Below are 24,741 nucleotides of genomic sequence, written 5' to 3'. Positions count from 1 at the left end.
CCGGCCCCCGGCGGCCTGTGGCGGGGGCTCTTGGCGCCCGCCCCCGTCCGCTCCGCTGGCCACGTCGTTGCGGCTCGTCAAACCGACCGTGATGGCCTGCGGCCGCATCAGCTCTGGTGCAGATACCAGGCGACCTGGTCCAGGTACCAGCGGTCGCCGCCGACGCCGTACCACGTCGTTGCCTCCTCCCAACGGTGCCCGTCCCAGACGTACAGGTGGCGGCCGTCCCAACGCTCTTCCCAGGTGCGGTAGTGATGGCGGCCGTCGTGGTGACCTTGGCCGTCGTCGTTCGTGTACCAGCCGCGGGGGGCGTCCCAGCCGTTGTCCTGTTCCGCGTGGTGACCGCTCCCGTATCCGTCCTCGCGGTGGTCATCACGGTCGCTGCCGGTAGCGAAGGCGGCGATTGAGGACTGCGTGTGCTCCGCGGGGTCCGGGGCCGTCGCTGCTGATGCCGAGCCGCTGGCTCCGAGAAGGGCTCCGCCTGCCAGTGCCGTGGAAGCAACAGCGATCGAGACGCGCCTGATCCACCTGTTCATAGTCATTTCCTTGTGATGTGCCGCGAGTCCGCCGATGTGGCGACCGCTGTCATGTCCGTGTTGTGCGATCCGGAAATCCCGGATCAGCCGGGTGCCGAGCTGCGGGAGACATCCGGAGGGGGTCCTCATGTTCGGCTCTGCCCAGCGTACCCGAGGGGTGCCTCATGTTTACGGTGAAGCCCATCACAGCGCACAGGAAGGGAGCGGCTGGCGCGAGCGGTGCGTATACGGGCAAGACAGCGGACCCCGGCCCTGACCTGCTTCGACGGAGATCCGGGAGCAGGCATCGAGTCCCCGGAAGCATGTCCAGTGCCGATGGGTCGATGGGAGAGGGGGGAGCAGCGCTGCTGCGTGGGCTGGTGTCGTCGAGGCGGGCCCGGGGCCCAATCGTGAGCCGAAGGCGGGCTGGTCAGCTGGGCCTCCACGGCGGCGATGCCGGGAAGACGCGGGAGCAGGTCCAGGGTGTAGAGGGAGAGAGCCGGCGGGTCGCGGGTGGCGACGATGGCGCGTATGTCGTGGCCGGCGGCCGCATGCTCGATCGTGGGCATGTGCGGGTGGGTGCTCAGCGCCCGGGTGACCCCGGCGGCGGCCCCCGCAGCGCAGTCGATCACGAGGAAGGCCGCCTCGGTCCGCCCCCGCTGTTCATGTCCCCGGTTGGCATGCCCGTACTCCTCGACTCCGGCGTTCGCACGGGAGCCGACATCATCAAGGCTCGTCGTGACCACCACTGCCGTCGGCCGCCCCTACGCGTACGGCCTCGCCCACGGCGGTGAGGACAGCTTCGTCCAGGTCCTGCGGACAGAGGGACGGCGTCGAGGGAGACTACGGCGCTGAACTGGTACGCGACTGCTGTGTCGGACGGACAGCTACGACGTCGGGGCGATCTCCCAGAAGGTGGCGCGGGTCCTGCCGTTCCACACTCACTCCCGGGCGCTTGCCGCGGCGGACAGCTGTCTCTCAGACATCAACGTCAAGGCCGTCAATCTCCCGCTCTGCAAGTGCCTCTGCGTCTGCCGCGACAGGATCCGTGCGTACGCGAGCACCGTGCCGTCCCCGACCGTGGACGGCTACCTCAAGGTGTCTCGAACGCCGTCGCTCAGGGCTGCACCGCGGCCAAGGTGCACAACGGCGCCCCGTACGGCCTGCCCCGGCTGCCGCGTCCGCCCCATCACGAGACCGACGACGCCTCACCACGTAGGACGCGGTCTTGGGTGCCGAACGGGGGGCGCGGGCCGGGCTGGTTCGGGTGCCCTGGGCAGTCATGGACCGGTGCTTGCCCGTGTCAGGTGCGCAGGAGCCGCAGGTCGATCGCGTAGGCCATGACCTTCATGCCTTCGTCGTCGGGGTGGATGTGGTCCCCCGAGTCGTAGGCCGGGTTGAGGGCGGCTGGATTCGCGGGGTCGCGCATGGTCTTGTCGAAGTCGACGACGCCGTCGAACGCGCCGCTGGTGCGGATCCACTGGTTGACGCTCTGGCGGATCGCCTCGGCGGCGCGCGTGTAGTAGCCGTTGCCCTCGTCGGGCATCAGAGTGGCGCCGATGACGTCGACGTGGGCGGCGTGCGCCTCGCCGATCAGGGTGCGGTAGCCGTTGATGAGGTCCCGGGCCGTCAGCGGCTGGCCGGTGGGGCCGGCGTTGTTTCCGATGTCGTTGATGCCTTCGAAGAGGATCACGTCCTTGACGCCTGGCTGACCGAGGGCGTCGTGCCCGAAGCGCTTGAGGGCGCTGACCCCCTGCCACAGGTTCGGGACGTCGGTGAGGACCCGGTTGCCGCCGATGCCGGCGTCGACGACACCCAGTTTCCGCGGGCCCGGTCGGGCGCCCAGTCGGCGTCCGAGGAAGTCGGGCCACCGGGTGTAGGTGCCGGTCGAGGAATGGTAGCCGTCGGTGATGGAGTCGCCGAAGGCGACGACGGTGCCCCGCGCGGTCGATGACAGGACGTCAAATCCCGCCAGGTAGTACCACGAGGTCGTGGTGGTGCCGAACGAGGCGGCGGTGTCGTCGCCGGCGTGGTTGCCGGAGGCGATGTAGGTGGTGTCGAAGGCGTCGGAGTGCCAGGTCGACGTTCCCGTCGTGCCGGGGGCGTAGAGGCTGACGAGCAGGTTCTCCCCGGCGCTGACCGAGATCGGGATGATGTCGCTGACGGCCTCGGCGCCGGCGGGGATCGTGACGTGGCGGGAGGCGCCGAAGGTGATGTTCCGGATGGTGCCGCGCGTCGCCTCGCCACCGCTCGCCTGGACCGCCATGTCCGCCTCGGTGACGTCGAGCGGCGTGGTGCTGTACCGGTTGGACAGGGTGATGCGTGCGCCCGAGCCCGCGACGCTGCTGTGCACCACCATCCGGATGGTCCGGTTACTGAAGGACGGACCGCCGGTCGTCATGCTGGGCGACCAGGCACTGACCCGGGTGCCCTTGCTCTGCGACGAGGACGTGGCGGCGCTTGCCGCGTTCGCGGTGCTCAACGGGACGACCGTCAGGGCCACGCTGGTCAGCGCGCCGAACACGGTCGTCAGGGTTCTGCGGCGTGGCCGTCGACAAGCCGCCACGCCTTCCTTGTCGGGGGACATCGTCGATCTCCATTCTTCTCGTCGTCCGCGGTGGACTCGGCTCACCGGCTCCGGCTGTGCTGCCCCGGGGGTACGCGGGGCGGCATCGTCCCTTGTGCACCCGCGAAGACGTGCCGCGCGCCGCGGACACCATGAATTGCTTCTTCCGGAACCGACTGGGGAGCGGCCTCAGCCGAAGTTGCCCAGCGTGACGGACTGGCCGGGCTTGAGGCTGATCTTCCGCGAGGCTCCGCCCGTGAAGACAGTCGTGTTACGGCCACCGACGCTCTTCAGCGTCACCTGAGTGACCTTGCCGTTCTTCCACCTGAGGTCGGCGACGAAGCCGCCGCGGACACCGACGCCGGACACCGAGCCGGATGCCGCCCACGCGGCGGGCAGGGCGGGCAGCAACTCCACGTGACCCGGCCGCGAATAGACCAGCATCTCGATGATCGCCGAGGGGGTGCCGAAGTTGGCGTCGATCTGGAAGATACCGCGGCCTCCCCCCATATCCATGATGTCGAAGAGGTTCGGTGCCGTGCCGTTGCTGCCGCCCGCCGACGGCTTCAGGTTGTTGACGACGAGTTGGTAGGCCTTCTCCGGGTTCTTCAGCCGCGACCAGCACAGGCTGCGCCAGGCGTTGGACCAGCCGTAACTGTTCATGCCGCGGGCCGTCAGGAGAGCCGTCGCGCCGGCGAGGATGTCCTTCGGCGTGGAGTCGTCCGGGCGGATCCGGTCGCCGGGGAAGAGGCCGAAGAGCGGGGAGAGGTGCCGATGGGTGGTCTCGCCGAGGTTGTCGGGAGACATCCACTCCTCCAGCCAGCCGGTCGTTGGGCTGACCACCGGCAGGTACAGGCGCTGACGCAGACCGTCGACGGTCGCGCCGTAGGAGGTGTCCCTGCCGAGTACCTGGGTCGCGGTGTGGTAGTTGCCGAAGAGGTTCCACACCAGTTCCTGGGCGTAGGTGATGCCCTTGGCGTCCTGCGGACCCTGCTCGGGGGACCAGTCGCAGTCGTCGACGAGGACCTCGCGCGAGACTCCGGAGGCGTCGGTGACCGTCGTGGTGACGAGGCGGGCCTCCCAGAACGCCACGGCGCCCTTGACGAGGGGATAGATCCTTTCGAGGTAGGCGCGGTCCTGGGTGAACTCGTAGTGCTCGAACAGGCTCTGGCAGAGCCAGGCGTTGGCGCCCGGGTGCCACCACCAACCGCTGCCGCCGTATGGGTTGGTGGAGAAGGCCACGGCCCAACCGGCCACCTTTCCACTGGAGTTGCGATACCTGTTGGTGGAGCTGTTGAACAACCGCTGGGTGACGTCCGTCCATGAGGACAGCTGCGCGAGGCAGTAGTCCGCGAAGGCGTCGAAGCAGTCGGACAGGCCTGCCCGGTCGGCCATCCAGTAGTTCATCTGGACGTTGATGTCGGTGTGGTAGTCGCCCATCCAGTCCGGGTTGTTGCCGTCCAGCCACGGACCTTGCAGGCCCATCGGCAGGGTGCCCCGCGACCCGGAGATCATCAGGTACCGGCCGAACTGAAGGTAGGCGGCCTCCAGTTCCGGGTCGGGGACGTTGTCCCGGTAGCGAGCCTGCACCCGCTGCCAGGTGTCCAGCCTGCGCTGTGCTGTGGACGACGTGCCGAGATGGATGTCGAGCTGCTCGAACACCGGGCGGAAGTCGGCTACGTGGGTGTACAGCAGCGTGCTCGCGGAGTGACCGGCCGCGTTCAGGACCTTCGTCCGTGCCAGGCGCTCCGGGGCCAGGGACGGGTCGCGGAAGCCGGCAGCAGCGTCGGGCGCGTAGTCGGTGCCGCCGCTGACCACGACGGTGAGATCCTTGCAGCCTCTGAAGGAGATCGCCGTACCCTCGACGACGACCTTGCCGGTGCTGCTGTGCGCCGTCACGGCGGCGCCGTACTTCAGGCCGTTGGCGAACGAGGCGCCGAACGAGGCGTAGCGGCGGGCGCTGTCGGCGGTGGTGGACTCGCCGTGGGTGCCGGCGAGGGAGACGGTACCGGTGTAGGTGCCGCCGCCCCGCTGGGAGAAGTACAGGACGATGACGTCGTCGGGGCGGCTGGCGAAGATCTGCCGCTGGTAGGTGACGCCGGACAGGTCGTACGACGCGCTGACAAGGCCCTGTGCCAGGTCCAGGGTGCGACGGTAGTGGTCGACGGAGCCGAGGTCGTGCGCGGGGATGTCGACGGTGAGCTCGGCCAGCAGGGTGAGGGAGCCGAAGTCGTCGCGCCCGTAGGGGAACTGGCCGTCGCTCTGGAGGGTGTCGTTGCGACCGCCGGTCCACAGAGAGGCATCGGTGATGGTCAGCAGCTCGCTGGAGGGGTCGTTGCTCGCGAGCGCGCCGAGGCGCCCGTTCCCGACCGGCAGACCCTGCTGGATCATCGAGTTGGAGTCGCCGGGAGCCTGCCACCACAGCTGGTTCTTCGCGGCGGCGGCCGCGGACAGCAGGGGCGAGGACGTGGGGCGCAAGGGGGCCGCGGAGGCGGTGAAGACGGGGAGACCGCCGAGGGCGGCGGCCGTCCCGGCTGCGGCGGCAAGGGCGAGGAAGCCCCTGCGGCTCGGGTGGTTGTCGCGCGATTCGGTGTGCTGGGTGTCCATGGTGTGCACTCCATGTCCGGGGAACGGCGCATGCGGGAAGGACGGACGGGGGCCGTCGGGCGCTGGGTGAGGCGAGCACGGCGGGCGTACGCCCGGGTGGTGCGGGAGGTGAGTACGGCGGGCGTGCCACCCCGTGTGCTCCGAGACCGTGGGGGGCGGGACGGTCCAGGGCGCGGGCCCCGGGTCGTGTCGGAGCCGGGACCCGCGGGAGGGGTCAGGGGGACTTGGGTACGTCGATCCTGTCGATGTCGGGCGAGTAGTCCCAGCCGCTGTCGAAGGTGATGGTGTTGGAGCCCGCCTTCAGGCCCAGTTGGACGGTGACCGTTTCGACCGTGTTCCAGTCGCCCGTGGAGGGGAACTTCAGGCTGGTGCCGTTGCCGCTGTTGGAGTAGACGGTCACCGAGCGGGGGTCGCCGCTGACGTAGGCGACCCTGATGGTGTAGATGCCGTTCTTCTTCACCTTGACGTCGTTGAACTGGAGCTTGCTGTCGAGGTAGAGGTTGCCGACCTTCTTGCCGCCCGAACAGGCGTCGCAGGTGGCGACGGAGGCGTTCCCGGTGAGGGTGTTGTCCGCGGACTCGGCCTCGTAAGCGGTGGCCGCAAGCCGAGCTCCGCCGGGCCTGACGGTGAGCAGCCGGGAGCCGTGTGCGGGCAGCGTCGCGGTGATCCTGTTCTTGTATGTGCCGAGGTTCTGGTGGTTCCACAGATCGCGTACGGAGGCGGTGCCGGTGAACCCGAAGGATGCCCAGTTGGCGGTGACGGAGGCCGGCGAGTTGCCGAGGTTGAAGAGGGCGACGGTGTAGCTGCCGTCGGAGTTCTTGGTCCCCCAGACCTGCTCGTTGCCCATCGGGGTGACGGGACGTGCGACGGGGGAGTCGTTCTGGTCGACGCCGATGACTTCCTGGTTGGTCAGCAGGGAGAGGCCGTAGCTGTCCAGCCTGGTGAGGTCGTCACCGGTGAACAGAGGCGACTTGTTGATGGCCCACAGGGTCAGGTAGCTCTGCCGCTCGGCATTGGTGAGGCCGTCCATGGCCCCGTTGCCGACGTCGATGGCGTCGAGGTCGTTCCAGCCGCCCGGGCCTGCCTCGCGGCTCCAGGCGGGGGCGTCGTCCCACCGGTCGTTGACTGAGTTCTCCCAGGTGACGAGGGTCTTGCAGTAGCACTCCACGTCGGTGTCGATGCGCCAGCCGTTGGCGTACTTCTTCCAGTCGGCGGCGTGGCCCCTGTCGAGGGACCAGGACAGCTCCAGGTGGAGGGGGCGACCGGTGTCGGCGATGGCCTTGTGCCAGGCGGCGACGTCCGGGACGTTGTTGTAGTTGTCACCGGACTTGAACGAGCCGGGGCCCACCCCGTCCAGCTTCAGGAAGTCATAGCCCCAGTCCGCGAGCATCTGCGCCTGGGAGTCGATGTACTTCTGCGCGCAGGGGTTGTCGAAGTTCAGCTTGTAGGCGCTGTCCCAGCCGTTGGTGGTGCGTAGGTCCGGGTAGACGATGTCCGCGGTGGTGCAGCCGGGGGCGTTCCATATCGGCGCCTTGCCGTCGCCGTACGCACCCTTCTCCAGGCCGACGGGGAGGTAGATGCCGGCCTTGAGCCCCTTGGAGTGGATGTGGTCGGCGACGGACTTCATGCCGTGGGGGAACCGGACGGGGTCGGGGGTCTGCCGGCCGTACTGGTCGAACTCGGACGTCCAGTTGCGGTCCATCCACCAGCCGGCGTCGATGTTGACGTAGGTGTAGCCGTACTTCTTCAGCGTGGTGGCGAGGGCGTCCGTCTGCTTCAGGACGTTCGCCTCGGTGAGGTAGCTGTAGTTGCCGTCCGGGTTCAGGCCCGGGTACTGGGAGGACTGCATGCTCCAGCTGGACCAGCCCATGTACGGCTTGGCCGCCAGGCCGGAGGTGGTGTCCGCCGTGGTCGCGGCCGAGGTGGTGGCTGCGATCGGGGACTTGCCGGCGGCGGCCGTGGCCCCGGTGGCGGCGGCGGGGACCGCTGTGGCGAGTCCGGCCGAGACGGCCAGGACCAGCGTGGCTCTGATGGTACGGCGTGGGAAGCGGGGGAGAGCCTCGCGCAGGGCTCTGTAGGGGGATGACCGCATGGGTCGCCTCCTGGCGGCGGGGTGAGAGGAATGGTGCGGTGCTACCCGGTGGGGGACGGGCGTCGGTGAGCTCGCTGATGAACCGTCGCCGCAGCGTGAAGTGCACCAGGAGCGTGGGAATCGCGTTGCCCTGTAGGCAGGTGGGCATGCGCGTGCGGAAGGTGTCGCGAGGTACCGCGTGTGCCCGTGCCGTGAGGCCGCTGTCCTTCTGAAAGGGCCCCGCGCGATGGGTGGCGAGAGTGGGCACGGCCAGGGTGGCGGCCGACACCGGACAGCCCGTGGAGCACTGTGCGGCGGCCGGCTCCTGGCGGCGGTCTACGGGCTGCGGCTCTGCAACGTCATCGCTACTCCTCACTCCTCGTACGTGTCCGACGCCATGAAGGACTGGATCGCGGTGGCCGCGGCCCCGCGCGCCCACTCATCGAAGGGCAGCGGACGTGTGAGCACGGCACACTGCGAAGCGGTACCGAAGGCGGAAGCGGCGAACGCGTCCCGGACGCCTTCGGCGAAGAGGTCGTAGGCGGCCAGGCCCTCGCCGGAGATGATCACCCTTTCGGGCCCGAAGATGTTCACCAGGGAGCCGATGGCCTTGCCGATGGCTTCGCCTGCCTGCGCGTAGACCGCGCGCACCCTCGCGTCTCCGCCGTGGGCCAGGTCCAGCGCCTCGGCCGCGTCGGTCACCGGCTTGCCCGTCGCCGCGCGCACTGCGCGCAGTATCGCGGGGTCCGCCGCGATCGCCTCCACGCACCCCCGGTTGCCGCAGTGGCAAAGCGGGCCGAGCGGGTCGAGGGACAGATGCCCGATTTCGCCGGCCACGCCGTGCGCGCCCGACACCACCCGGCCGTGCACCACCAGGCCGCAGCCGACGCCGGCGCCCACGGTCACCAGGGCGAAGTCCGACAGTCCGACACCGGCGCCGAACCAGTGCTCGGCGACCGTGAGCGCCCGCACGTCGTTGTCGACCGTGACCGGCAGTCCGGTCGTGGTCCCCGCGAGTTCCGCGAGGGGCACGTCCCGCCACTCAAGGAAGGGCGAGTAGCGGACCACGCCGTCCGCGCGGTCCACGTCCCCCGAGATCGCGATGCCCAGTCCCCGTACGCTCTCACCGAATCCGTCGGCCTCGGTGAGCAACTCCTGTACCAGCGCCGTGATGGCGGGGAGCACCGCTCCCGGCTCGCGGCCCGTGAGGGGCTCGTGCCGGGAGATCCGGATACGGCAACACAGGTCGGCCAGCACGGCGATGATCTCGTCGCCCGTCACCTTGATCCCGATGAACAGCGCCCTGCCCCCGTCCACCCACACCAGGTTGGCCGGGCGTCCCACCGACGGCCGCGCCTCTTCGTCCACGCCCTCGACGAGATAGCCGAGTTCCATCAGCGGACGGACCGCCTTGGTGACCGCTGCCGGAGAAAGCCTGGTCCGCCGCCCGACCTCGGCCCGGGTGAGCGGTCCGTGGGAGAGCAGGGTGGTGAAGACCAGGGAAGCGGCCGGCGTCATCGCCGGGACCGCCTCGTGAGAGGGGGTCGAGCGCATGGCCGGAAACTTAGGGAGGTTATTTTTCGCTGTCAATAAAGAAAGCACTGTCTTTTTCAAGACTATGAGTTGATCAGGAAGAACCTGTAATCCAGAGACCCTGGGCGGGCGTTGGCGCGGGATCCAAGGCAGGGTTGGCTGCGGCCTGCTCCTGCGCGGCACTCTCTGAACGTGAGGACCCATGTCTGCCGTCTACGGGGAGGTGCTCGATGCGGCCCGCGGTTTGACGGCCGGGCTCAGCGTGCACGAACGGGCCGGCGTCTTCGGCGGCACGGCCGTGAACGCCTACCGGCTGCACGTGCCGTGGCGTTGCCGACGCCTGCCCCGTCGTCCACCCGGACGATGGCCGTCTGTGGAATCTCACACCGCTGACCGCGGTTGTCACCGCTGAGTTGCCCGGCTCGGACGGCTCAGGGCAACGCCCTCACCTCGTTTAACTACCTTCGTCCCGACAGCCCCGGAGCATCAGGAGCAGGAGGACGGATGCCACCGCACGACAGTTTCTCCGGTTCTGTTCGCCAGGTCCTTTCGGACAGCGGCCATGGTCATGGATCATGAGATCGCTCCCGGCGCACGCGTGGGCATCGAGGCTCTGTCGCGTGCTCTCGCGTTTCGCCCACGCCCGTCCATGAGGCGCTGGCCAGGCTTGAGTCGGACGGACTTGCGGTGAAGAGGTCCCTCTCCGGGTACCGGGCGACGGAGTTGCTGACCCGCGAGGGCCTTGAGGAGCTCTTCGAAATGCGACTCCTCCTGGAACCGAGAGCGGCGGCGCTCGCGGCCGTCAGCGCAACCGAGGAGCAACTCGATGCCATCGAGCGGCTCGTGGAGGAGATGCAGACTCATCCTGGGCCGTCGGGACGGTACGCGGACTACCGCGACTTCGCCGCACTCGACCAGCGTTTTCACGACGCGATCGCGGCGGCCTCGCATCGTCCGCTGCTCGCCGATGCGGTAGGGCGGCTCCACTCCCATCTGCATGTCTTTCGCCTCACGAGTGGCAGGGGCGCCGACGACCCCACGCTGGCGGAGCACAAACGTGTCGTACGCGCGATCCTGCGCCGCAAGCACGACCGTGCCGCGGAAGCCATGACGGACCACCTCACACGCAGCCTTCAGCGCCAGCTCAGCCAGGGGCCGAAGGCCTGACCGGGGTCCCGGCGGTCCGGGAACCGCACTTCGAGTCCCGTTTTTAAGTTAATTAGCAATTAATATTGACAGGCTTCAGGGGTCTGGGCACAGTTTCCGCCGTGGCACCGACCCCCGGTACGACCGGAGCGGGGTGCCCCGTGCCCCCAACTCTCGGGAGAACTCAGTGGCTTCGCATCGTGCAGTGATGGTGCGTGTGTGGCGGACCGCGGCGACGCTCGGCGCCGTGGTACTGGTCGGGTCGGCCGTTCCGGCGGCCCACGCCGCGGACGACCAGGGTGCGCCGCAGTACTACGACAGCGGCCTCGCCCCCACGCCGTACATGGGATGGAACACCTATTACGGGCTCGGTGCCCCGACCGAGGACCAGGTCAAAAAGGTCGCCGACTACCTCGTCAGCAGCGGGCTGCGCGACAGCGGCTACAACATCGTCTGGCTGGACGGCGGTTGGCAGGCGGACCAGCCGCGTGACCCGGAGACGGGCCGGCTCGTGGCCAACCCCACGCGCTTCCCCTCCGGCATCCCGGCACTGGTGACGTACCTTCACAGGCGTGGCCTCAAGGCCGGCATCTACACCGACGCGGGCGAGTACGACGGCGGCAAGTGGTGCGGGCTCGGCAGCCGCGGCCACTACGAGCAGGACGCCCGCCAGTTCGCCGGCTGGAAGATCGATGCCGTCAAGGTGGACTTCCTCTGCGGCATCGGCGCCGGGCTCGACCCGGGCCCGGCCTTCAAGGAGTTCAGCGACGCGGTCGCCAAGTCCGGCCGGAAGATGCTGCTCAACCTGTGCAACCCGCTCACCGACGACTGGGGCATGCCGCACACCCCCGAGCAGGACGCGCACAACACCTTCGTCTACGGTCCGACGACCGCCGACTCCTGGCGCACCGGCACCGACATCGCCTGGGGTACCCCGACGGCGGGGGAGTGGCCGAACATCCTGCGCAACATGGATGCCAACGCCTGGCACCCCGAGGCCCAGGGCCCCGGTCACTGGAACGACCCGGACTACCTCATCCCGATGCGCAAGCTCGCCGATGGCGGCTACGAGCTCAACCAGGAGGAGTCCACCACCCAGTTCGTGATGTGGGCAGAGATGGCCTCGCCGCTGATGCTCGGCAGCGACCCGCGCACCCTGTCGCAGTCCATGCTCGACACCCTGCGCAACCCCGAGATCATCGCCGTCGACCAGGACCCGCTGGGCATCCAGGGCGCCCGCGTGGCCACCGACTCCGTCGGCGACGTCTACAGCAAGGTCCTTCAGGGCGCGGGCAAGCGGGCGGTCGTCCTGCTCAACCGCTCAGACCAGGCGCAGGACCGCACGGTGAGCTTCGCCGACGCCGGTCTGACGGGCAAGGTCGCCGTGCGCGACCTGCGGGCCCGCACCTCGCGCGGCACCTTCACCGGTTCGTACACCGTGCACGTGCCCGCGCACGGCACCGCGTTCCTCAAGCTGACCGGCACCGACGACGCACCGGGCGCGCAGTTGCCCGGCCGCTCCTCGGCGAGTCCGGCCCTGGTGCGCGACGGCGACACCCTGACCGTCTTCACCCGCGGTACGGACGGGTCGCTGCGGGCGCAGGCCGCGCGCGGCGGTGACTGGTCCGAGGCCCGTACCGCCGATCTGGGCGGCCCGACGCGCGGCCGTATCCTCGGCCAGCCCGCCGCGTACGCCTCGGCCGGCGGACGGATCGACGTCTTCGTCCGCGGTACCGACGACGCCGCCTACCGGCGCGTGTACGCGAACGGGCACTGGGGCCGCTGGCAGAGCCTCGGCGGCACGCTGACGGACGCGCCGACCGCGGCCTTCGCGGGCCCGGACGACTGGACGCTCCTCGCCCGGGGCGCGGACGGCAGGCTGTGGTCGCGCGGCCCGGTCTCCGGCTGGACCTCGCAGGGCGCCCCGCAGGACAGGGCGTTCTACGGCCGTCCGTCCGGTGTCGTGGACGACGCGGGCCGCCTGCACGTGGCCGTGCGCACCCCCGACGACTCGGTCTGGACGCGGACCCGCGACGCCTCCGGCGCCTGGTCGGACTGGACGGCCCTCGGCGGTACGACCAGCGGCAGCCCGACACTGGTGGCCTCCGGTGACACGGTGCGCCTGTACGCCCGTGCCGGTGACTACACGCTCTGGACGCGCAGTTGGACCGCGTCCGGCGGCTGGGCCGGCTGGAGCAAGGACGACGACTTCGTCAGCGGCGCCTTCGACGGTGCGATCGGTGCCGTGGCCGGGCCGGACGGTGGCGTGCTGGCCGCCTTCCGCGGAGTGGATGGGCGCGTCCACCAGACCGGGCTCTGAGCTTCGCGTTCACCCCGCAGCCTCAAGAAAATAAATTAGTAATTAATCTTGACCGGCTCCCTGACCCTGCGCCAGGCTGTGCCTGCCGCGCCCGGAGCCGGGCCGTCAGGGGGCCGCAAGCTCCGTTCCGTGGGCACCAAGGGAGTGCACAGATGACCGTCTTCAACGCCACCCGCCGCAGATTCCTCATGGGAACGGGCGCAGTCGGCGCCGGCGCGCTGCTCAGCGGCTGCGTCACCCAGAGCCCGTCCGCCTCTGGAGGAAAGCCCGGCGGCCCCGTGACCCTTCAGTCCAACCTCTCCTCGCCGCAGGCCAAGACCGCGATGCAGCAGCTCGTCGCCGCCTTCGACAAGCGCGGCGGCGCCAAGGCGCAGCTCAACACCGTCGCGTCGGAGACCTTCCGCACGCAGCTGCCGACGTACCTCACGTCGGCCAACCCGCCGGACGTCTACACCTGGTACCCCGGTTCCGTCGCCGAGTCGTACGCCAAGAAGGACCTGCTCCTCGACCTCGACGACATCTGGACGAAGCCCGAGCTCTCGGGCTACTCCGATGCGCTGAAGAAGCTGTGCACCTCGGCCTCCAGCGGCAAGAAGGTCTTCGTGCCCACCAGCTACTACTGGTGGGGCATGTTCTACCGGAAGTCCAACTTCGCGAAGTGGGGCGTGCAGGAGCCCAAGACCTGGGACGAGTTCCTCAACCTGTGCGACAAGCTCAAGAGCAAGGGTGTCGCGCCGATCGGCCTCGGCGCCGGCGGCGACACCCCGTGGGTCGCCTCCGCCTGGTTCGACTACCTCGACATCCGCGTCAACGGGGCCACGTACCACCGCGAACTCCTCGCCGGGAAGCACCGTTTCGACGACCCCGAGGTCCGCAGGGTCTTCGACAGGTGGGACGAGGTCCGCCCGTACTTCGACCCCAACGGCACGGCGATCCCCTTCCAGGACGCCACCACCGCCCTGCTCCAGGGCCGTACCGGCATGATGCTCATCGGCACCTTCTTCGCCGACGCCGCGCCCAAGGACGCTCTGGGCGACCTGGACTTCTTCCAGTTCCCGATCATCGACCCGAAGGTGCCGGTCGTCGAAGAGGCGCCCACCGACGGCTACTTCGCCAGCGCCCGCACCGAGCGCGCCGACGGCGTCAAGGAGCTGCTGCGCTACCTCGCCACCGCCGAGGCACAGGAGCTCTACCTCAAGAGCTCGTCCGGCACCACGCTGCCCACCCACCCGGACGCCAAGGACGCGGGCACCCCGCTCGTCCTCAAGGGCCGCAAGCTCATCGAGAGCGCCGCCGACGTGACGCAGTTCTTCAACCGGGACTCCAGCGACGCGCTCCAGCCGACCGCCGACACGGCGCTGGTGCACTACCTGGCCAAGCCCAAGGAGATCGGCTCCATCCTCACCACGTGGCAGCGCAGCGCACAGAAGATCTGGAGCCAGTGACGATGGCGCTGACCGGATCCGCACCTCGGTCCAGGGCCACTCGGGTGCCCCCGGTGGTCCTGGCCTTCGTCCTCGTCCCGCTGCTCGCCGAGGCGTTCTGGGTCTTCTGGCCGGCCCTCCAGGGCTTCTACCTCTCCCTGACGTCCTGGGACGGCCTGGCGGCACCGAAGTTCGTCGGCCTCGGCAACTACGGCGAGATGGTGCACGACACGGTCTTCCGCACCGCCGCGATCAACACGGTGCTGTGGCTGCTGCTCTTCGGCGGGCTCTCCGCCGTGCTCGGGCTCGGTGCCGCGATGCTGCTCCAGAAGGAGCGGCGCGGCATCGGGTTCTACCGGGCGGCGCTCTTCCTGCCGGTGGTCTTCTCGCTGGTCGCCACCGCGCTGGTGTGGCAGGCCATGTACCAGCCGGACGGACTGATCAACAACGTGCTTCAGGCCGTCGGTCTCGGCGGCTGGAAGCACGCCTGGCTCGCCGACCAGGACACCGCCTTCTACGCGGTGATCGTGCCCGCGCTGTGGCGCCAGGTCGGCTATGTGATGGTGCTGTACCTGGCAGGCCTCAAGGGCGTCGACCCCGCGCTCTACGAGGCGGCCAGGGTCGACGGCGCCACCCGCCGGCAGCAGTTCCGGTACATCACGCTTCCGCAGCTGCGCAGCGTCAACGTGGTGGTCCTGTCGGTGATCGTCATCGACTCGCTGCGCTCGTTCGACGTGGTGTGGGCGCTCACCCGCGGCGGCCCCTACCACTCCTCCGAACTGTTGAGCACCTACATGTACTCCACCGCGTTCCAGTCCCTGCGCCTGGGATACGGCTCCGCGCTCGCCGTCGTCATCTTCGTGCTGGCCTTCGGCGTCATCGTGAGCTACCTCGTGCGCGCCTTCCGGGAGGCCGACTGATGACCGCCACCCACGCCACCGCGCACACCGAGCGCCAGGCCGGCCCCGCCAAGGTCGCGGCGCGCCACCGCTCCGTCCTGGACAGCCGCAAGCTGCGCACCACCGGATTCCACCTCACCGCGGGACTGCTGTCCGCGCTGTGGCTGCTGCCGATCGTTCTCGTGCTCATCACCAGCACCCGGACGTTCGACGACATCGCCGCGCACGGGGTGGGCAGCTGGCCGCACTCGTTCACCTTCGACGGCTTCCGTCAGGCGTGGGTGGACGGCGGCCAGCAGCGTGCCCTCATCAACAGCATGCTGGTCACCATCCCCACCGTGGCGCTCTCGCTCGGCCTCGCCTCCATGGCGGCCTTCGCGCTCAGCCGCTACGACCTGGTTCTCCGGCGCGTCCTGCTGCTGGTCATGCTCGGCGGCAACCTGCTGCCCCCGCAGATCCTGCTGATCCCGGTCTCCAGGATGAGCGAAATACTCGGCATCTACGACCGGTTGTACGCCCTGGTCGGGGTGCAGGTCGGCTTCGGCGTCGGCTTCTACGTCTTCGTCCTGCACGGCTTCATGCGGGCGATCCCCGGCGAGATCCAGCAGGCCGCCGTCATCGACGGCGCGGGCCCCTGGCAGATCTACTGGCGGATCATCCTGCCGCTGGCCCGCCCGGCACTGGCCGCGCTGACCGCCCTGTCGTTCACCTGGATCTTCAACGACCTGCTGTGGGCCATCACGGTGCTGCGCACCGACAGCCAGATGCCCATCACCGCCTCGCTGATCGGACTCCAGGGCCAGTACGTGTCCATGTGGAACGTCATCGCGGCCGGTTCGGTGATCGCCGCCGCCCCGACGGTGGCCGTCTTCCTCCGCTTCCAGCGTCACTTCGTGGCCGGACTGAACCTCGGAGCCGTGAAGTGACCGCGTCCGACCGGTGGCTGCTGCGCACCGACACCACCACCTACGCCGTCACGCTCGGGGGCGACGGACGCTGGGCCGAACTCGCCGCCTGGGGGCCGCACGGCGCCGAGGACGGACCGTCGCCCCTGGACTGGTCGCGCCGCACCCACTTCATCACCCCCGCCGACACCGCCCCGGCCGAGTACATTCCGTACGGACTGCGGCCGTTCACCGGAGCCGACCTGGTAGCCTCCCGCCCCGGCGGCGACCGCGGCAGCTGGTGGCGGTTCGACGGCGCCACGCAGGACGGCGACCGCGCACTGCGCCTGGTGTTCGCCGACGACCTCCTCGGACTGCACACCACGCTGTGCTACGAGACGGTGCCCGGTACCGACGTCGTCCTGCGCTGGACGGAGCTCACCTGCACCAGTGACGACGAGGTGCGGCTGGAGCGCTTCGACTCCGCCGCCGTCAACGTGCCCGTCCAGGGCGGCGCGCGGCTGACCTATCTGGCCGGCCAGTGGTCGCAGGAGTTCCAGCTCAAGGACGTGGAACTGGAGCGCGGACGCTTCGAGCTGGAGAGCACCCAGGGCTCGGCGGGGCACGCCTACCACCCCTGGCTCGCCGTCCAGGACGCCGCCGCCCCCGCCGAGGGAGCCACCCCCACCTACGGCATCGCACTGGAGTGGTCCGGCAACTGGCGGATCACCGCCGACGCCGAGCCCGGCGGCGCGGTGCGCGTCCGCGCCGGCCGCGTGCCGCACGAGGGCGCCGTCCGCCTGGCCCCGGGCACCACCCTCGTCACGCCGCGCCTGGCCTGCGCCTTCAGCCCGGACGGTCTCGACGGCCTGGCTCGCGTCTGGCACCGCTACGAGCGGCAACTGACCGGCGAGCGGATCGACCGGCCCCGCAAGGTCCTCTACAACTCGTGGGAGGCCACCGGCTTCGACGTCGACGCCGCAGGCCAGCTGGAGCTCGCCAAGGCCGCCGCCGAGCTCGGCGCCGAACTCTTCGTCGTCGACGACGGCTGGTTCACCGGGCGCGCCGACGACACCGGCGGTCTCGGCGACTGGGACCCCGACCCGGCCGAATTCCCCGGCGGATTCGACCGGTTCGTCGAGGACGTCCGCGCCCTCGGCATGGACTTCGGCCTGTGGGTCGAGCCCGAGGGCGTCAGCCCGCGCTCGAAGCTCTACGCCGAGCACCCCGAGTGGGTGTACCGCATCGACGGCCGCCCGGTCACACTCGTGCGCAACCAGCTGCTGCTCGACCTCGGCCGTGAGGACGTCCAGGAGTTCGTCATCGGCACCCTGGACCGGCTGCTCGGCTCCCACGCCATCGGCTACCTCAAGTGGGACATGAACCGGCCGCCCACCGAACGCGGCCGCCCCGGCCACCCGGCGGGACCCGACCCGGAGCGGCAGGACCTCGACGCCGCGCACGTCGCCGGCTACCTCCGCGGGCTGGACCAGCTGCGCACCGCCCACCCGCACGTCACGGTCGAGGGCTGCGCCGGCGGCGGCGCCCGCGTCGAACACGCCACCATCGCCCGCACCGACGTGATGTGGCCCAGCGACAACACCGCGCCCATGGACCGACTGCGCATCCAGTACGGCTACCTCCACGCACACGCCCCGCACACCATGAGCTCCTGGGTCACCGACGCCCCCGGCGTCTTCGACCCCCGGCCGCGCTCGCTCGCCTTCCGCTTCGTCACCGCCATGGCCGGTGTGCTCGGTGTCGGCGCCGACATCCGCCATTGGACACCGGAGCAGCGTGCCGAGGCCGCGCGGTGGATCGCCCGCTACAAGGAGATCCGGGACGTCGTCCACCACGGCGAGGTCCGTCTGCTGGGCAGCCCCGACGACCCGACGTGCGGCGTCCAGTTTGAGGAACGCGGCGGTGCCCGGGTGGTGGTGACGGCATGGAACACCGGACCGCTGGACGGCGCGCCCCTGGTGCCCGGACGGCCCGCCCGGCTCCGCCTGCGGGGCCTCGCCCCGGAGTCCGTCTACACCGACACCGCCACCGGCACCCGCTACAGCGGCGCGTATCTGCTCCACTCGGGGCTGCCGTTCGCCTGGACCGCCGAACACGACGCGGAGCTGACCGTTCTGGCCCGTCGGTGACGACAGCGGAAGAATCTGCACCCCATCGGCCTCTCGAACAGGAGAAGATCCACCCCATGAATCCAGCCGCCCGCTTCACCAACCGCGTCGCCGTCGTCACGGGGGCCGCGTCGGGCATCGGCGCGGCCACCGCGGCTCGTCTCGCCGCGGAGGGCGCGGCCGTCGTCCTCGTCGACATCGCCGCCGAGCGCGGCGAGGAGAGTGCCGAGCGGCTGCGCAAGGACGGGGCCCGGACCCTCTTCGTCGCCGCCGACGTCGCGAGCGAGGACGACTGGCAGCGGGTGATCACCGCCGCGCACGGCTTCGGGCCCGTGGGCGTCCTGGTGAGCAACGCGTACACGGTGGCCGTCGCACCGGCCCACGAGGCCACTCTCGCCTCCTGGGAGCGCCAGCTCTCGGTCAATCTCACCGGTGCCTTCCTCGGGGTCAAGGCGGCACTGCCGGACCTGCGCGCGCACGGCGGGGCCGTGGTGCTCGTCTCCTCCGTGCACGCGCACCGGGGCATCCCCGGCCATCCGGCGTACGCGGCGAGCAAGGGCGCCCTGCTCTCGCTGTGCGGTCAACTCGCCGTCGAGTACGGCCCGGACGTCCGGGTCAACGCGGTGCTGCCGGGGCCGATCCTGACCGCCGCCTGGGACCGGGTGCCGCAGGCCGACCGCGAGCTCAGCGTCGCGCAGACCGCGGCCCGCCGTTTCGGCACCCCCGAGGAGGTCGCCGCCGCCGTCGCCTTCCTCGCCGCCGACGAAGCCTCCTACATCACCGGATCGAGCCTGCTCGTGGACGGCGGCTGGAGCGTCACCAAGGCCTCGGCCTGACAGAGCCGACCGCTTCAGCCCCCATCGAACGGCAAGAAAGGCATAGAACATGACGCCATACGCGCGCCGCGGAGTGCACGGCCAGACCGTGGAGACCCTCGCCCGCCGGGTGCTCAGCGGCGAGATCCCCGAGGGAGCGACGCTCGACATGGCGGCCCTGCAGAGTGAGCTGGACGTCAGCCTGACGGCCCTGCGCGAGTCCCTGAAGGTGCTCGCGGCCAAGGGCATGGTCGACGCCCGGCAGAAGCGCGGCACCTTCGTCAGGCCCCGTTCCGACTGGAACCTGCTCGACGCCGACGTGCTGCGCTGGCAGTTCGCCGAGAGCAGCGGCACCGGTGCCGACCTCGCACTGCTGCGCAACCTCGGCGAGGTCCGCGGCATCATCGAACCCGCGGCCGTACGCCTCGCGGCGGACCGGCGCACCGACGCCGACCTGGAGGCGCTGGAGGCCGCGCTGACCGCCATGGGCCAGGGGGGCGGCGCGAGCGACGCCGTCGAGGCCGACCTCGCCTTCCACCGGGCACTGCTCGCGGCCACCCACAACGAACTGCTGGAACGCATGGAGATGGTCATCGAGTCGGGCCTCGCCCAGCGCGACCAGCTCGTGCACAGCGCCCCGCACAGCGAGGACCCGGTCCCCAGCCACCGCGCCGTCCTCGACGCCGTGCGCGACCGGGCCCCGGACGCCGCCGAACTCGCCATGCGCGCCCTGCTCGACCAGGCGACGCGCGATCTCGACAAGGTCAGCGGCCCGCAGGCGTCCGAGGGCGTGGACGCTTCACCCGAGAAAAAGGACGGCCGGACACAGTGAAGATCGCGCGCGTCGAGACCTTTCTCATCCCGCCCCGCTGGCTGTTCTGCCGCATCGAGACCGACGACGGCGTCGTCGGCTGGGGCGAGCCGGTGGTGGAGGGCAGGGCCGAGGTGGTCCGGTCGGCCGTCGAGGTGCTGGCGGAGTACCTGGTGGGCCAGGACCCGCTGCGCATCCAGGACCACTGGCAGGTGCTGAGCAAGGGCGGCTTCTATCGAGGCGGCCCGGTCCTCTCCAGCGCCGTCGCCGGCATCGACCAGGCCCTGTGGGACATCGCCGGCCGCGCCCTCGGGGTGCCGGTGCACACCCTGCTCGGCGGACCGGTCCGCGACACGGTACGGGTGTACGCCTGGGTCGGCGGCGACGAACCCGAGCGACTCAAGGAGGAGGTCACCGCCCAGGTGGAGGCCGGCTTCACCGCCGTCAAGATGAACGCCGCCGGACGCACTCCGCCGATCGGCAGCCCCGCCGAGACGGCCGCCGTCGTCGAGCGCGTGGCGGCCGCCCGCGAGGCCCTGGGCCCGCACCGCGACGTCGCCGTCGACTTCCACGGCCGCTTCGCCGCCGCCAACGCGCGCCGCGTGCTGCACGAGATAGCCCCGCTGCACCCGCTGTTCGTGGAGGAGCCCGTCCTGCCCGAGCAGGCCCACCTGCTGCCGGGCCTGGTCGCCGCCTCGCCGGTGCCGCTCGCCACCGGTGAACGGCTCTACGGGCGAGCCGAGTTCCTCCCGGCTCTGACCGCGGGCGTCGCCGTGGCCCAGCCGGACCTGTCGCACGCCGGCGGGATATCGGAGGTCACCCGGATCGCGTCGCTCGCCGAGACCTTCGGGGCTCATCTGGCGCCGCACTGCCCGCTCGGCCCCGTCGCGCTGGCCGCCAGCCTCCAGGTCGCCTTCGCCACGCCCAACTTCCTGATCCAGGAGCAGAGCCGGGGCATCCACTACAACAAGGACGCCGACCTGCTGTCCTACCTGGTCGACACCGAGCCCTTCCGCTTCGTCGACGGCCAGGCGCACCGCACCGCACTGCCCGGACTCGGCATCGCCGTCGACGAGGACGCGGTGCGCGCAGCCGACCGGTCCGGCCACGCCTGGCGCAATCCCGTCTGGCGGCATGCCGACGGCTCCTTCGCCGAATGGTGAGCGCCACGCTGCTGCCCGTCCGCGTCACCACCGACGTGGACCACGGAGGGCGCTGGACATCGCTGACCGCGGGCGGCCGCGCATGGCTGTGGCACCGCGACGAGCCCCGCCGCCACGCGGTCCGGCCCGGTGAACCCTTCGCCGACGCCGGGGGGTTGGAGGAGTGCGCGCCCACCGTGCGCGGACTGCCCGACCACGGGGACGCCTGGTCGCGGCCCTGGCGGCGGGCCGGGGAGGAGGACATCGTGGAGTGTCCCGACTTCCGCCTGGCCCGGCGCATCCGCGAGCGAGGGGACGCGGTCGTCGCCGACTACACGCTCGCCGCCGAGCCCGGCTACCGCTTCGTATGGGCCGCCCACGCCCTGCTCGACCTCTCTCCGGCCGCCCGGATCGGCGTCGACGGACCGGCGGTCACACGGCTCTACCCGGACGAGGGCGACCGCTGGATCGCAGGCGCCTGGCCCACCGTCGACGGCGTACCGCTGGACCGGCTCGGCCCGGACGACGGGAGCGCAGTCGGCGCGGTCGTCCTCACCTCCCAGGTGTCCGTACACGACGGCGCCGACACACTGCACCTGTCCGTGGAGACCGCCGGACAGCCGGTCGCGGTCGCCCTCTGGCGCAACCTCGGCGGCTTCCCCCGGGACGCGCCGTACCGGTCGATCGGCGTCGAGCCGATGCTCGGGCGCGTCTTCGACCGCGCCGCGGCGGGCGACGGCGACACCGCCGTCGTACCGCCGAGCGGCGAGGTTGCCTGGCGGCTCACCGTCACCGCGCACCGCCGCCCCTGAACACCCGTCACCAGAAGGGATTCCGGATGGACCTGCTCGCCGCGCTGCGCGCCCACCGGTTGCTCGCCATCGTCCGCGGCAGCGACCCGGACGCCGCGCTGACAACCGTGCTCACCCTCGCCGAGGAGGGCGTCACCCTCATCGAGGTCTCCCTCTCCGGGCGCGACGCGCTCGATGTCATCGCGCGGGCCCGCGCCGCGCTCGGCCCCGACGCCACGCTCGGCGCCGGAACCGTGCTCACCTCCGACGACGCCCGTGCCGCCCGGCAGGCCGGCGCCGCCTTCCTCGTCACCCCGGCGGTCAGCGACGGCATCGCCACCGGGCGCGAACTCGGACTCCCCGTGCTCGCGGGCGTGCTGACGCCCACGGACATCCTCCAGGCCCAGCGGCTCGGCGCCGACGCCCTCAAGCTCTTCCCGGCAGGCAGCGCCGGGGGGCCCGGCTATCTGCGGGACCTGCGCGGCCCCTTCCCGGACCTGCCCTTCGTACCGGTCGGGGGCGTGGACGCCGCAGCGGCCGCCGCCTATCTGCGCGAGGGTGCCACGGCCGTCGGTGTCGGATCGCCCCTGGTCGGCGACGCGGCAGCGGGCGGCGACCGCACGGCCCTGCGCGAGCGCGCCCGCGTCTTTCGGGACGTGGTCCGCGTCGAGGTACGCCCGTGACCGCCCCCGCGGTCCTGGGGACCGACCGCCTGGAACTGGGCGAGGGCATCCGCTGGACGGACGGCCGCGCCGTGCTCACCGACATCCTCACCGGCCGACTGCTCGCCCTGCCCGACGGGCCCGACGCGCCGCTCGGACCGATCACTCAACTGCCGTGCCCCCTGGGCGCCGTGGCACCGGTGGAGGGGCGCCCCGGCCACTGGATCGCGGCGGCGGACACCGGCATCTGCCGTATCGACCCCGCAGGCCGCGTCGACTGGATCGCGCGCCCCGAGGACGGCGCACCCGTGCCGATGCGGATGAACGACGGCGTCGCCGACCCGCACGGGCGCTTCTGGGCCGGCAGCATGGCGTACTCGGCCACCGAGGACGCGGGCTCCCTCTACCGCCTGGACCGCGACGACCGCGTCACCCGGGTCCTACGGGACGTCACGGTTCCCAACGGCCCGGCCTTCAGCGTCGACGGAACCGTCATGTATCTCGCCGACAGCGCCCGGGGCGTCATCCGCCGCTATCCGATCGACCCCGTGAGCGGCGACCCGGGCACCCCCGAACCCTTCGTCGCCCTCGACTCCGGCAGCCCCGACGGCATGACCACCGACATCGAGGGCTGTCTGTGGACCGCGGTCTGGGGCACCGGGCAGGTCCACCGCTACCGCCCCGACGGCAGCCTCGACCGCATCGTCGACCTGCCCGCCGGCCAGCCCGCGGGACTCTGCCTCGGCGGCCCCGACGGCCGTACGCTCCTCGTCACCAGCGCGCACATCGGCCTGCCCGCCCCGGGACCCCTCGACGGCGCCGTCTTCGCGGTCCGGGTCGACGTCCCCGGCGCCCCCGCCGCCCCGTACCGCCCGGCGCTCCCCTCCACCCCCGTCCCGGCGGACCGCGCCGACACACCCTAGGAAACCCACCATGAGCACCCATCGGCCACTGCGTCACGGCCCCGTGGTCTGCGTCGGCGAGACCATGGCCGCCCTCGCCCCCGACCCCCTCGGGCCGCTGGACGGCGCCGACCTGCTGCGCGTCGACATCGCGGGCGCCGAGTCGAACGTCGCCCTCTACCTTGCCGACCACGGAGTCCCCGCCCGCTGGGTCTCCGCGGTGGGCGACGATCCCTTCGGCCGTCGCGTCCGCGCCCGGATCGCCGCGGGCGGCGTCGACGTGAGCGGCGTCCGCACCGACCCGGAACGGCCCACCGGGCTCCTGCTCAAGGACCCGGGCGCGCACGGCACCCGGGTCCACTACCACCGCGCCGGATCCGCCGCCTCCGCCCTCACCCCCGACGTACTCGACGACCCGGCGCTCACGGGCGCCGCACTCGTCCACCTCAGCGGAGTCACCCCCGCCCTGTCGCCCGGCTGCCGCGCCCTCGTCGAACGCGCGCTGCGCCCCGACCGCCCGTGGCCCGTCAGCTTCGACGTCAACCACCGCCCCGCCCTGTGGGCCGGCCGCTCCGCCGCCGACGTGCTGCGTCGGCTCGCGGACCTGGCCGACATCGCCCTCGTCGGCCTCGACGAGGCCCAAGCCCTGTGGGGGGACGGGATCACCGACGCCGAAGGGGTTCGTGACCTCCTGTCCGGGCCGCAGGTCCTCGTGGTGAAGGACGGGGACCGCGCTGCCACCGCATTCGTAGGGGCCGCCGCCCACCGTGTACCCGCTCTGAAGGTGCGCGTCGCCGAACCCGTGGGCGCGGGCGACGCCTTCGCCGCCGGATTCCTCAGCGGCCTGCTGCGCCGCCTGCCTGTGGACCGCGCCCTGCGCCTCGGCCATCTGACCGCGGCCTCGGCCCTGAGGGTCGCCGCGGACCACGGCCCGCTGCCGGACCCCGCACTCGTCACGGCGCTCCTGGACGCCGACGCGGAGACCTGGCGGGCCGCCGTGATCGACTGATTGTGTGTAACGCTGCGCGCCCGACTGACGTGGTGAGAGACACGTAGTCCTCGCGATCCGGTGAAAGGAGGCCTGCCGGGAACTTTCACTGTGCCTCCTCCGCTCGCCCTCGACTTCACGGGCATAGCGGGGTGGCGCGCGGAATGGGTCGCGCGAAGAGGCGGTTCCTTCGGCCGTGCGCCCAGCACGCGTGACCGCCTCAGTGACGGCCTGTGTCGACACGGCCGGGCGAGCCACGTTCCAACGGGGGATATCGCACCATGCGTTCCATATCTGTGCCCTTCGCGCGTCGACGCGGACGGCAGCGCACCGTTCTCGCCACCACCGGGCTCGCCGCGGCCCTCGCGCTCACCGCGACCGGCTGCGGCGGCTCCGGTTCGCACACGGCGAACGGCGCCGCAGGTGCCACCGCTTCCCAGTCGGCCGACGGCGCCGACGGCAAGGTCCAGGTTCCGGCCGGCCTCGCGAACAAGCTGAAGGAGCACGGGATCGACGTCTCCCAGTGGGAGAACGGC

At 71.1% G+C, this 24,741-nt stretch carries 17 protein-coding genes and 2 pseudogenes; 14 read left to right on the top strand and 5 right to left on the bottom strand.

The window, feature by feature from the left end:
* Nucleotides 1-107 precede the first annotated feature (107 nt).
* The 5 genes from ACFC8N_RS42105 to ACFC8N_RS42085 all read right to left on the bottom strand — a co-directional run bounded on the left by ACFC8N_RS42105 (nt 108) and on the right by ACFC8N_RS42085 (nt 9,313).
* Nucleotides 108-536 carry a hypothetical protein gene (locus tag ACFC8N_RS42105; protein WP_356038091.1) on the bottom strand — a complete coding sequence of 143 codons (429 nt, stop codon included), beginning with the start codon at nt 534-536 and terminating at the stop codon, nt 108-110.
* Between the two features lie 1,282 nt (nt 537-1,818).
* Nucleotides 1,819-3,039: an SGNH/GDSL hydrolase family protein gene (locus ACFC8N_RS42100; protein ID WP_376294874.1), complete on the bottom strand. Its 1,221-nt coding sequence runs from the start codon at nt 3,037-3,039 to the stop codon at nt 1,819-1,821.
* Between the two features lie 231 nt (nt 3,040-3,270).
* A complete protein-coding gene (locus ACFC8N_RS42095) occupies nt 3,271-5,688 on the bottom strand; it encodes a glycoside hydrolase N-terminal domain-containing protein (RefSeq protein WP_376294873.1) in 2,418 nt (805 codons plus the stop codon).
* A gap of 214 nt (nt 5,689-5,902) precedes the next feature.
* Nucleotides 5,903-7,780: a carbohydrate-binding protein gene (locus ACFC8N_RS42090; RefSeq protein ID WP_376294871.1), complete on the bottom strand. Its 1,878-nt coding sequence runs from the start codon at nt 7,778-7,780 to the stop codon at nt 5,903-5,905.
* A gap of 351 nt (nt 7,781-8,131) precedes the next feature.
* Nucleotides 8,132-9,313 (bottom strand): ROK family transcriptional regulator, encoded by a 1,182-nt coding sequence (locus ACFC8N_RS42085; protein WP_356038101.1) that lies wholly within the window; start codon nt 9,311-9,313, stop codon nt 8,132-8,134.
* Nucleotides 9,314-9,854: 541 nt separating this feature from the next.
* On the opposite strand from ACFC8N_RS42085, the pseudogene ACFC8N_RS42080 reads away from it, so the two are divergent.
* The 14 genes and pseudogenes from ACFC8N_RS42080 to ACFC8N_RS42015 form a co-directional block, all read left to right on the top strand.
* Nucleotides 9,855-10,459: pseudogene (locus ACFC8N_RS42080) on the top strand (GntR family transcriptional regulator).
* A 187-nt stretch (nt 10,460-10,646) separates the two neighbouring features.
* Complete coding sequence (locus ACFC8N_RS42075) at nt 10,647-12,758, top strand: glycoside hydrolase family 27 protein (protein WP_376294868.1); 2,112 nt, start codon at nt 10,647-10,649, stop codon at nt 12,756-12,758.
* 152 nt (nt 12,759-12,910) lie between these two features.
* Complete coding sequence (locus ACFC8N_RS42070; RefSeq protein ID WP_356038113.1) at nt 12,911-14,203, top strand: ABC transporter substrate-binding protein; 1,293 nt, start codon at nt 12,911-12,913, stop codon at nt 14,201-14,203.
* A 44-nt stretch (nt 14,204-14,247) separates the two neighbouring features.
* Nucleotides 14,248-15,102 (top strand): carbohydrate ABC transporter permease, encoded by an 855-nt coding sequence (locus tag ACFC8N_RS42065; protein ID WP_376294866.1) that lies wholly within the window; start codon nt 14,248-14,250, stop codon nt 15,100-15,102.
* Complete coding sequence (locus tag ACFC8N_RS42060) at nt 15,102-16,007, top strand: carbohydrate ABC transporter permease (protein WP_356038119.1); 906 nt, start codon at nt 15,102-15,104, stop codon at nt 16,005-16,007. Before ACFC8N_RS42065 ends, ACFC8N_RS42060 begins: the two co-directional genes overlap by 1 nt.
* Nucleotides 16,004-18,115: an alpha-galactosidase gene (locus tag ACFC8N_RS42055; RefSeq protein WP_376294863.1), complete on the top strand. Its 2,112-nt coding sequence runs from the start codon at nt 16,004-16,006 to the stop codon at nt 18,113-18,115. The genes ACFC8N_RS42060 and ACFC8N_RS42055 overlap by 4 nt, the downstream gene beginning before the upstream one ends.
* Before the next feature lie 56 nt (nt 18,116-18,171).
* Nucleotides 18,172-18,930: an SDR family NAD(P)-dependent oxidoreductase gene (locus tag ACFC8N_RS42050; protein ID WP_376294861.1), complete on the top strand. Its 759-nt coding sequence runs from the start codon at nt 18,172-18,174 to the stop codon at nt 18,928-18,930.
* Nucleotides 18,931-18,979: 49 nt separating this feature from the next.
* Nucleotides 18,980-19,741, top strand: a complete 762-nt coding sequence (locus ACFC8N_RS42045; RefSeq protein ID WP_376294859.1) for a FadR/GntR family transcriptional regulator — start codon at nt 18,980-18,982, stop codon at nt 19,739-19,741.
* Nucleotides 19,738-20,883, top strand: a complete 1,146-nt coding sequence (gene dgoD / locus ACFC8N_RS42040) for a galactonate dehydratase (protein WP_356038131.1) — start codon at nt 19,738-19,740, stop codon at nt 20,881-20,883. Before ACFC8N_RS42045 ends, dgoD begins: the two co-directional genes overlap by 4 nt.
* Complete coding sequence (locus ACFC8N_RS42035) at nt 20,877-21,674, top strand: hypothetical protein (protein ID WP_376294857.1); 798 nt, start codon at nt 20,877-20,879, stop codon at nt 21,672-21,674. The genes dgoD and ACFC8N_RS42035 overlap by 7 nt, the downstream gene beginning before the upstream one ends.
* A 26-nt stretch (nt 21,675-21,700) precedes the next feature.
* Entirely contained in the window at nt 21,701-22,336 is a 636-nt protein-coding gene (locus ACFC8N_RS42030) for a bifunctional 4-hydroxy-2-oxoglutarate aldolase/2-dehydro-3-deoxy-phosphogluconate aldolase (protein WP_376294854.1), read from the top strand.
* The gene (locus ACFC8N_RS42025) at nt 22,333-23,238 is read left to right on the top strand and encodes an SMP-30/gluconolactonase/LRE family protein (RefSeq protein WP_376294852.1); all 906 of its coding nucleotides are present in this window, start codon (nt 22,333-22,335) and stop codon (nt 23,236-23,238) included. The genes ACFC8N_RS42030 and ACFC8N_RS42025 overlap by 4 nt, the downstream gene beginning before the upstream one ends.
* A gap of 10 nt (nt 23,239-23,248) precedes the next feature.
* Entirely contained in the window at nt 23,249-24,226 is a 978-nt protein-coding gene (locus ACFC8N_RS42020) for a sugar kinase (protein WP_376294849.1), read from the top strand.
* A 260-nt stretch (nt 24,227-24,486) separates the two neighbouring features.
* Nucleotides 24,487-24,741, top strand: a pseudogene (locus ACFC8N_RS42015) (hypothetical protein); the annotation flags it as partial.

This window comes from Streptomyces sp. NPDC055966 (assembly GCF_042269865.1).
GTDB lineage: Bacteria > Actinomycetota > Actinomycetes > Streptomycetales > Streptomycetaceae > Streptomyces.
The sequence above is the reverse complement of the archived record's forward strand: the minus strand, read 5'-3'. Positions and strand labels throughout refer to the sequence as shown.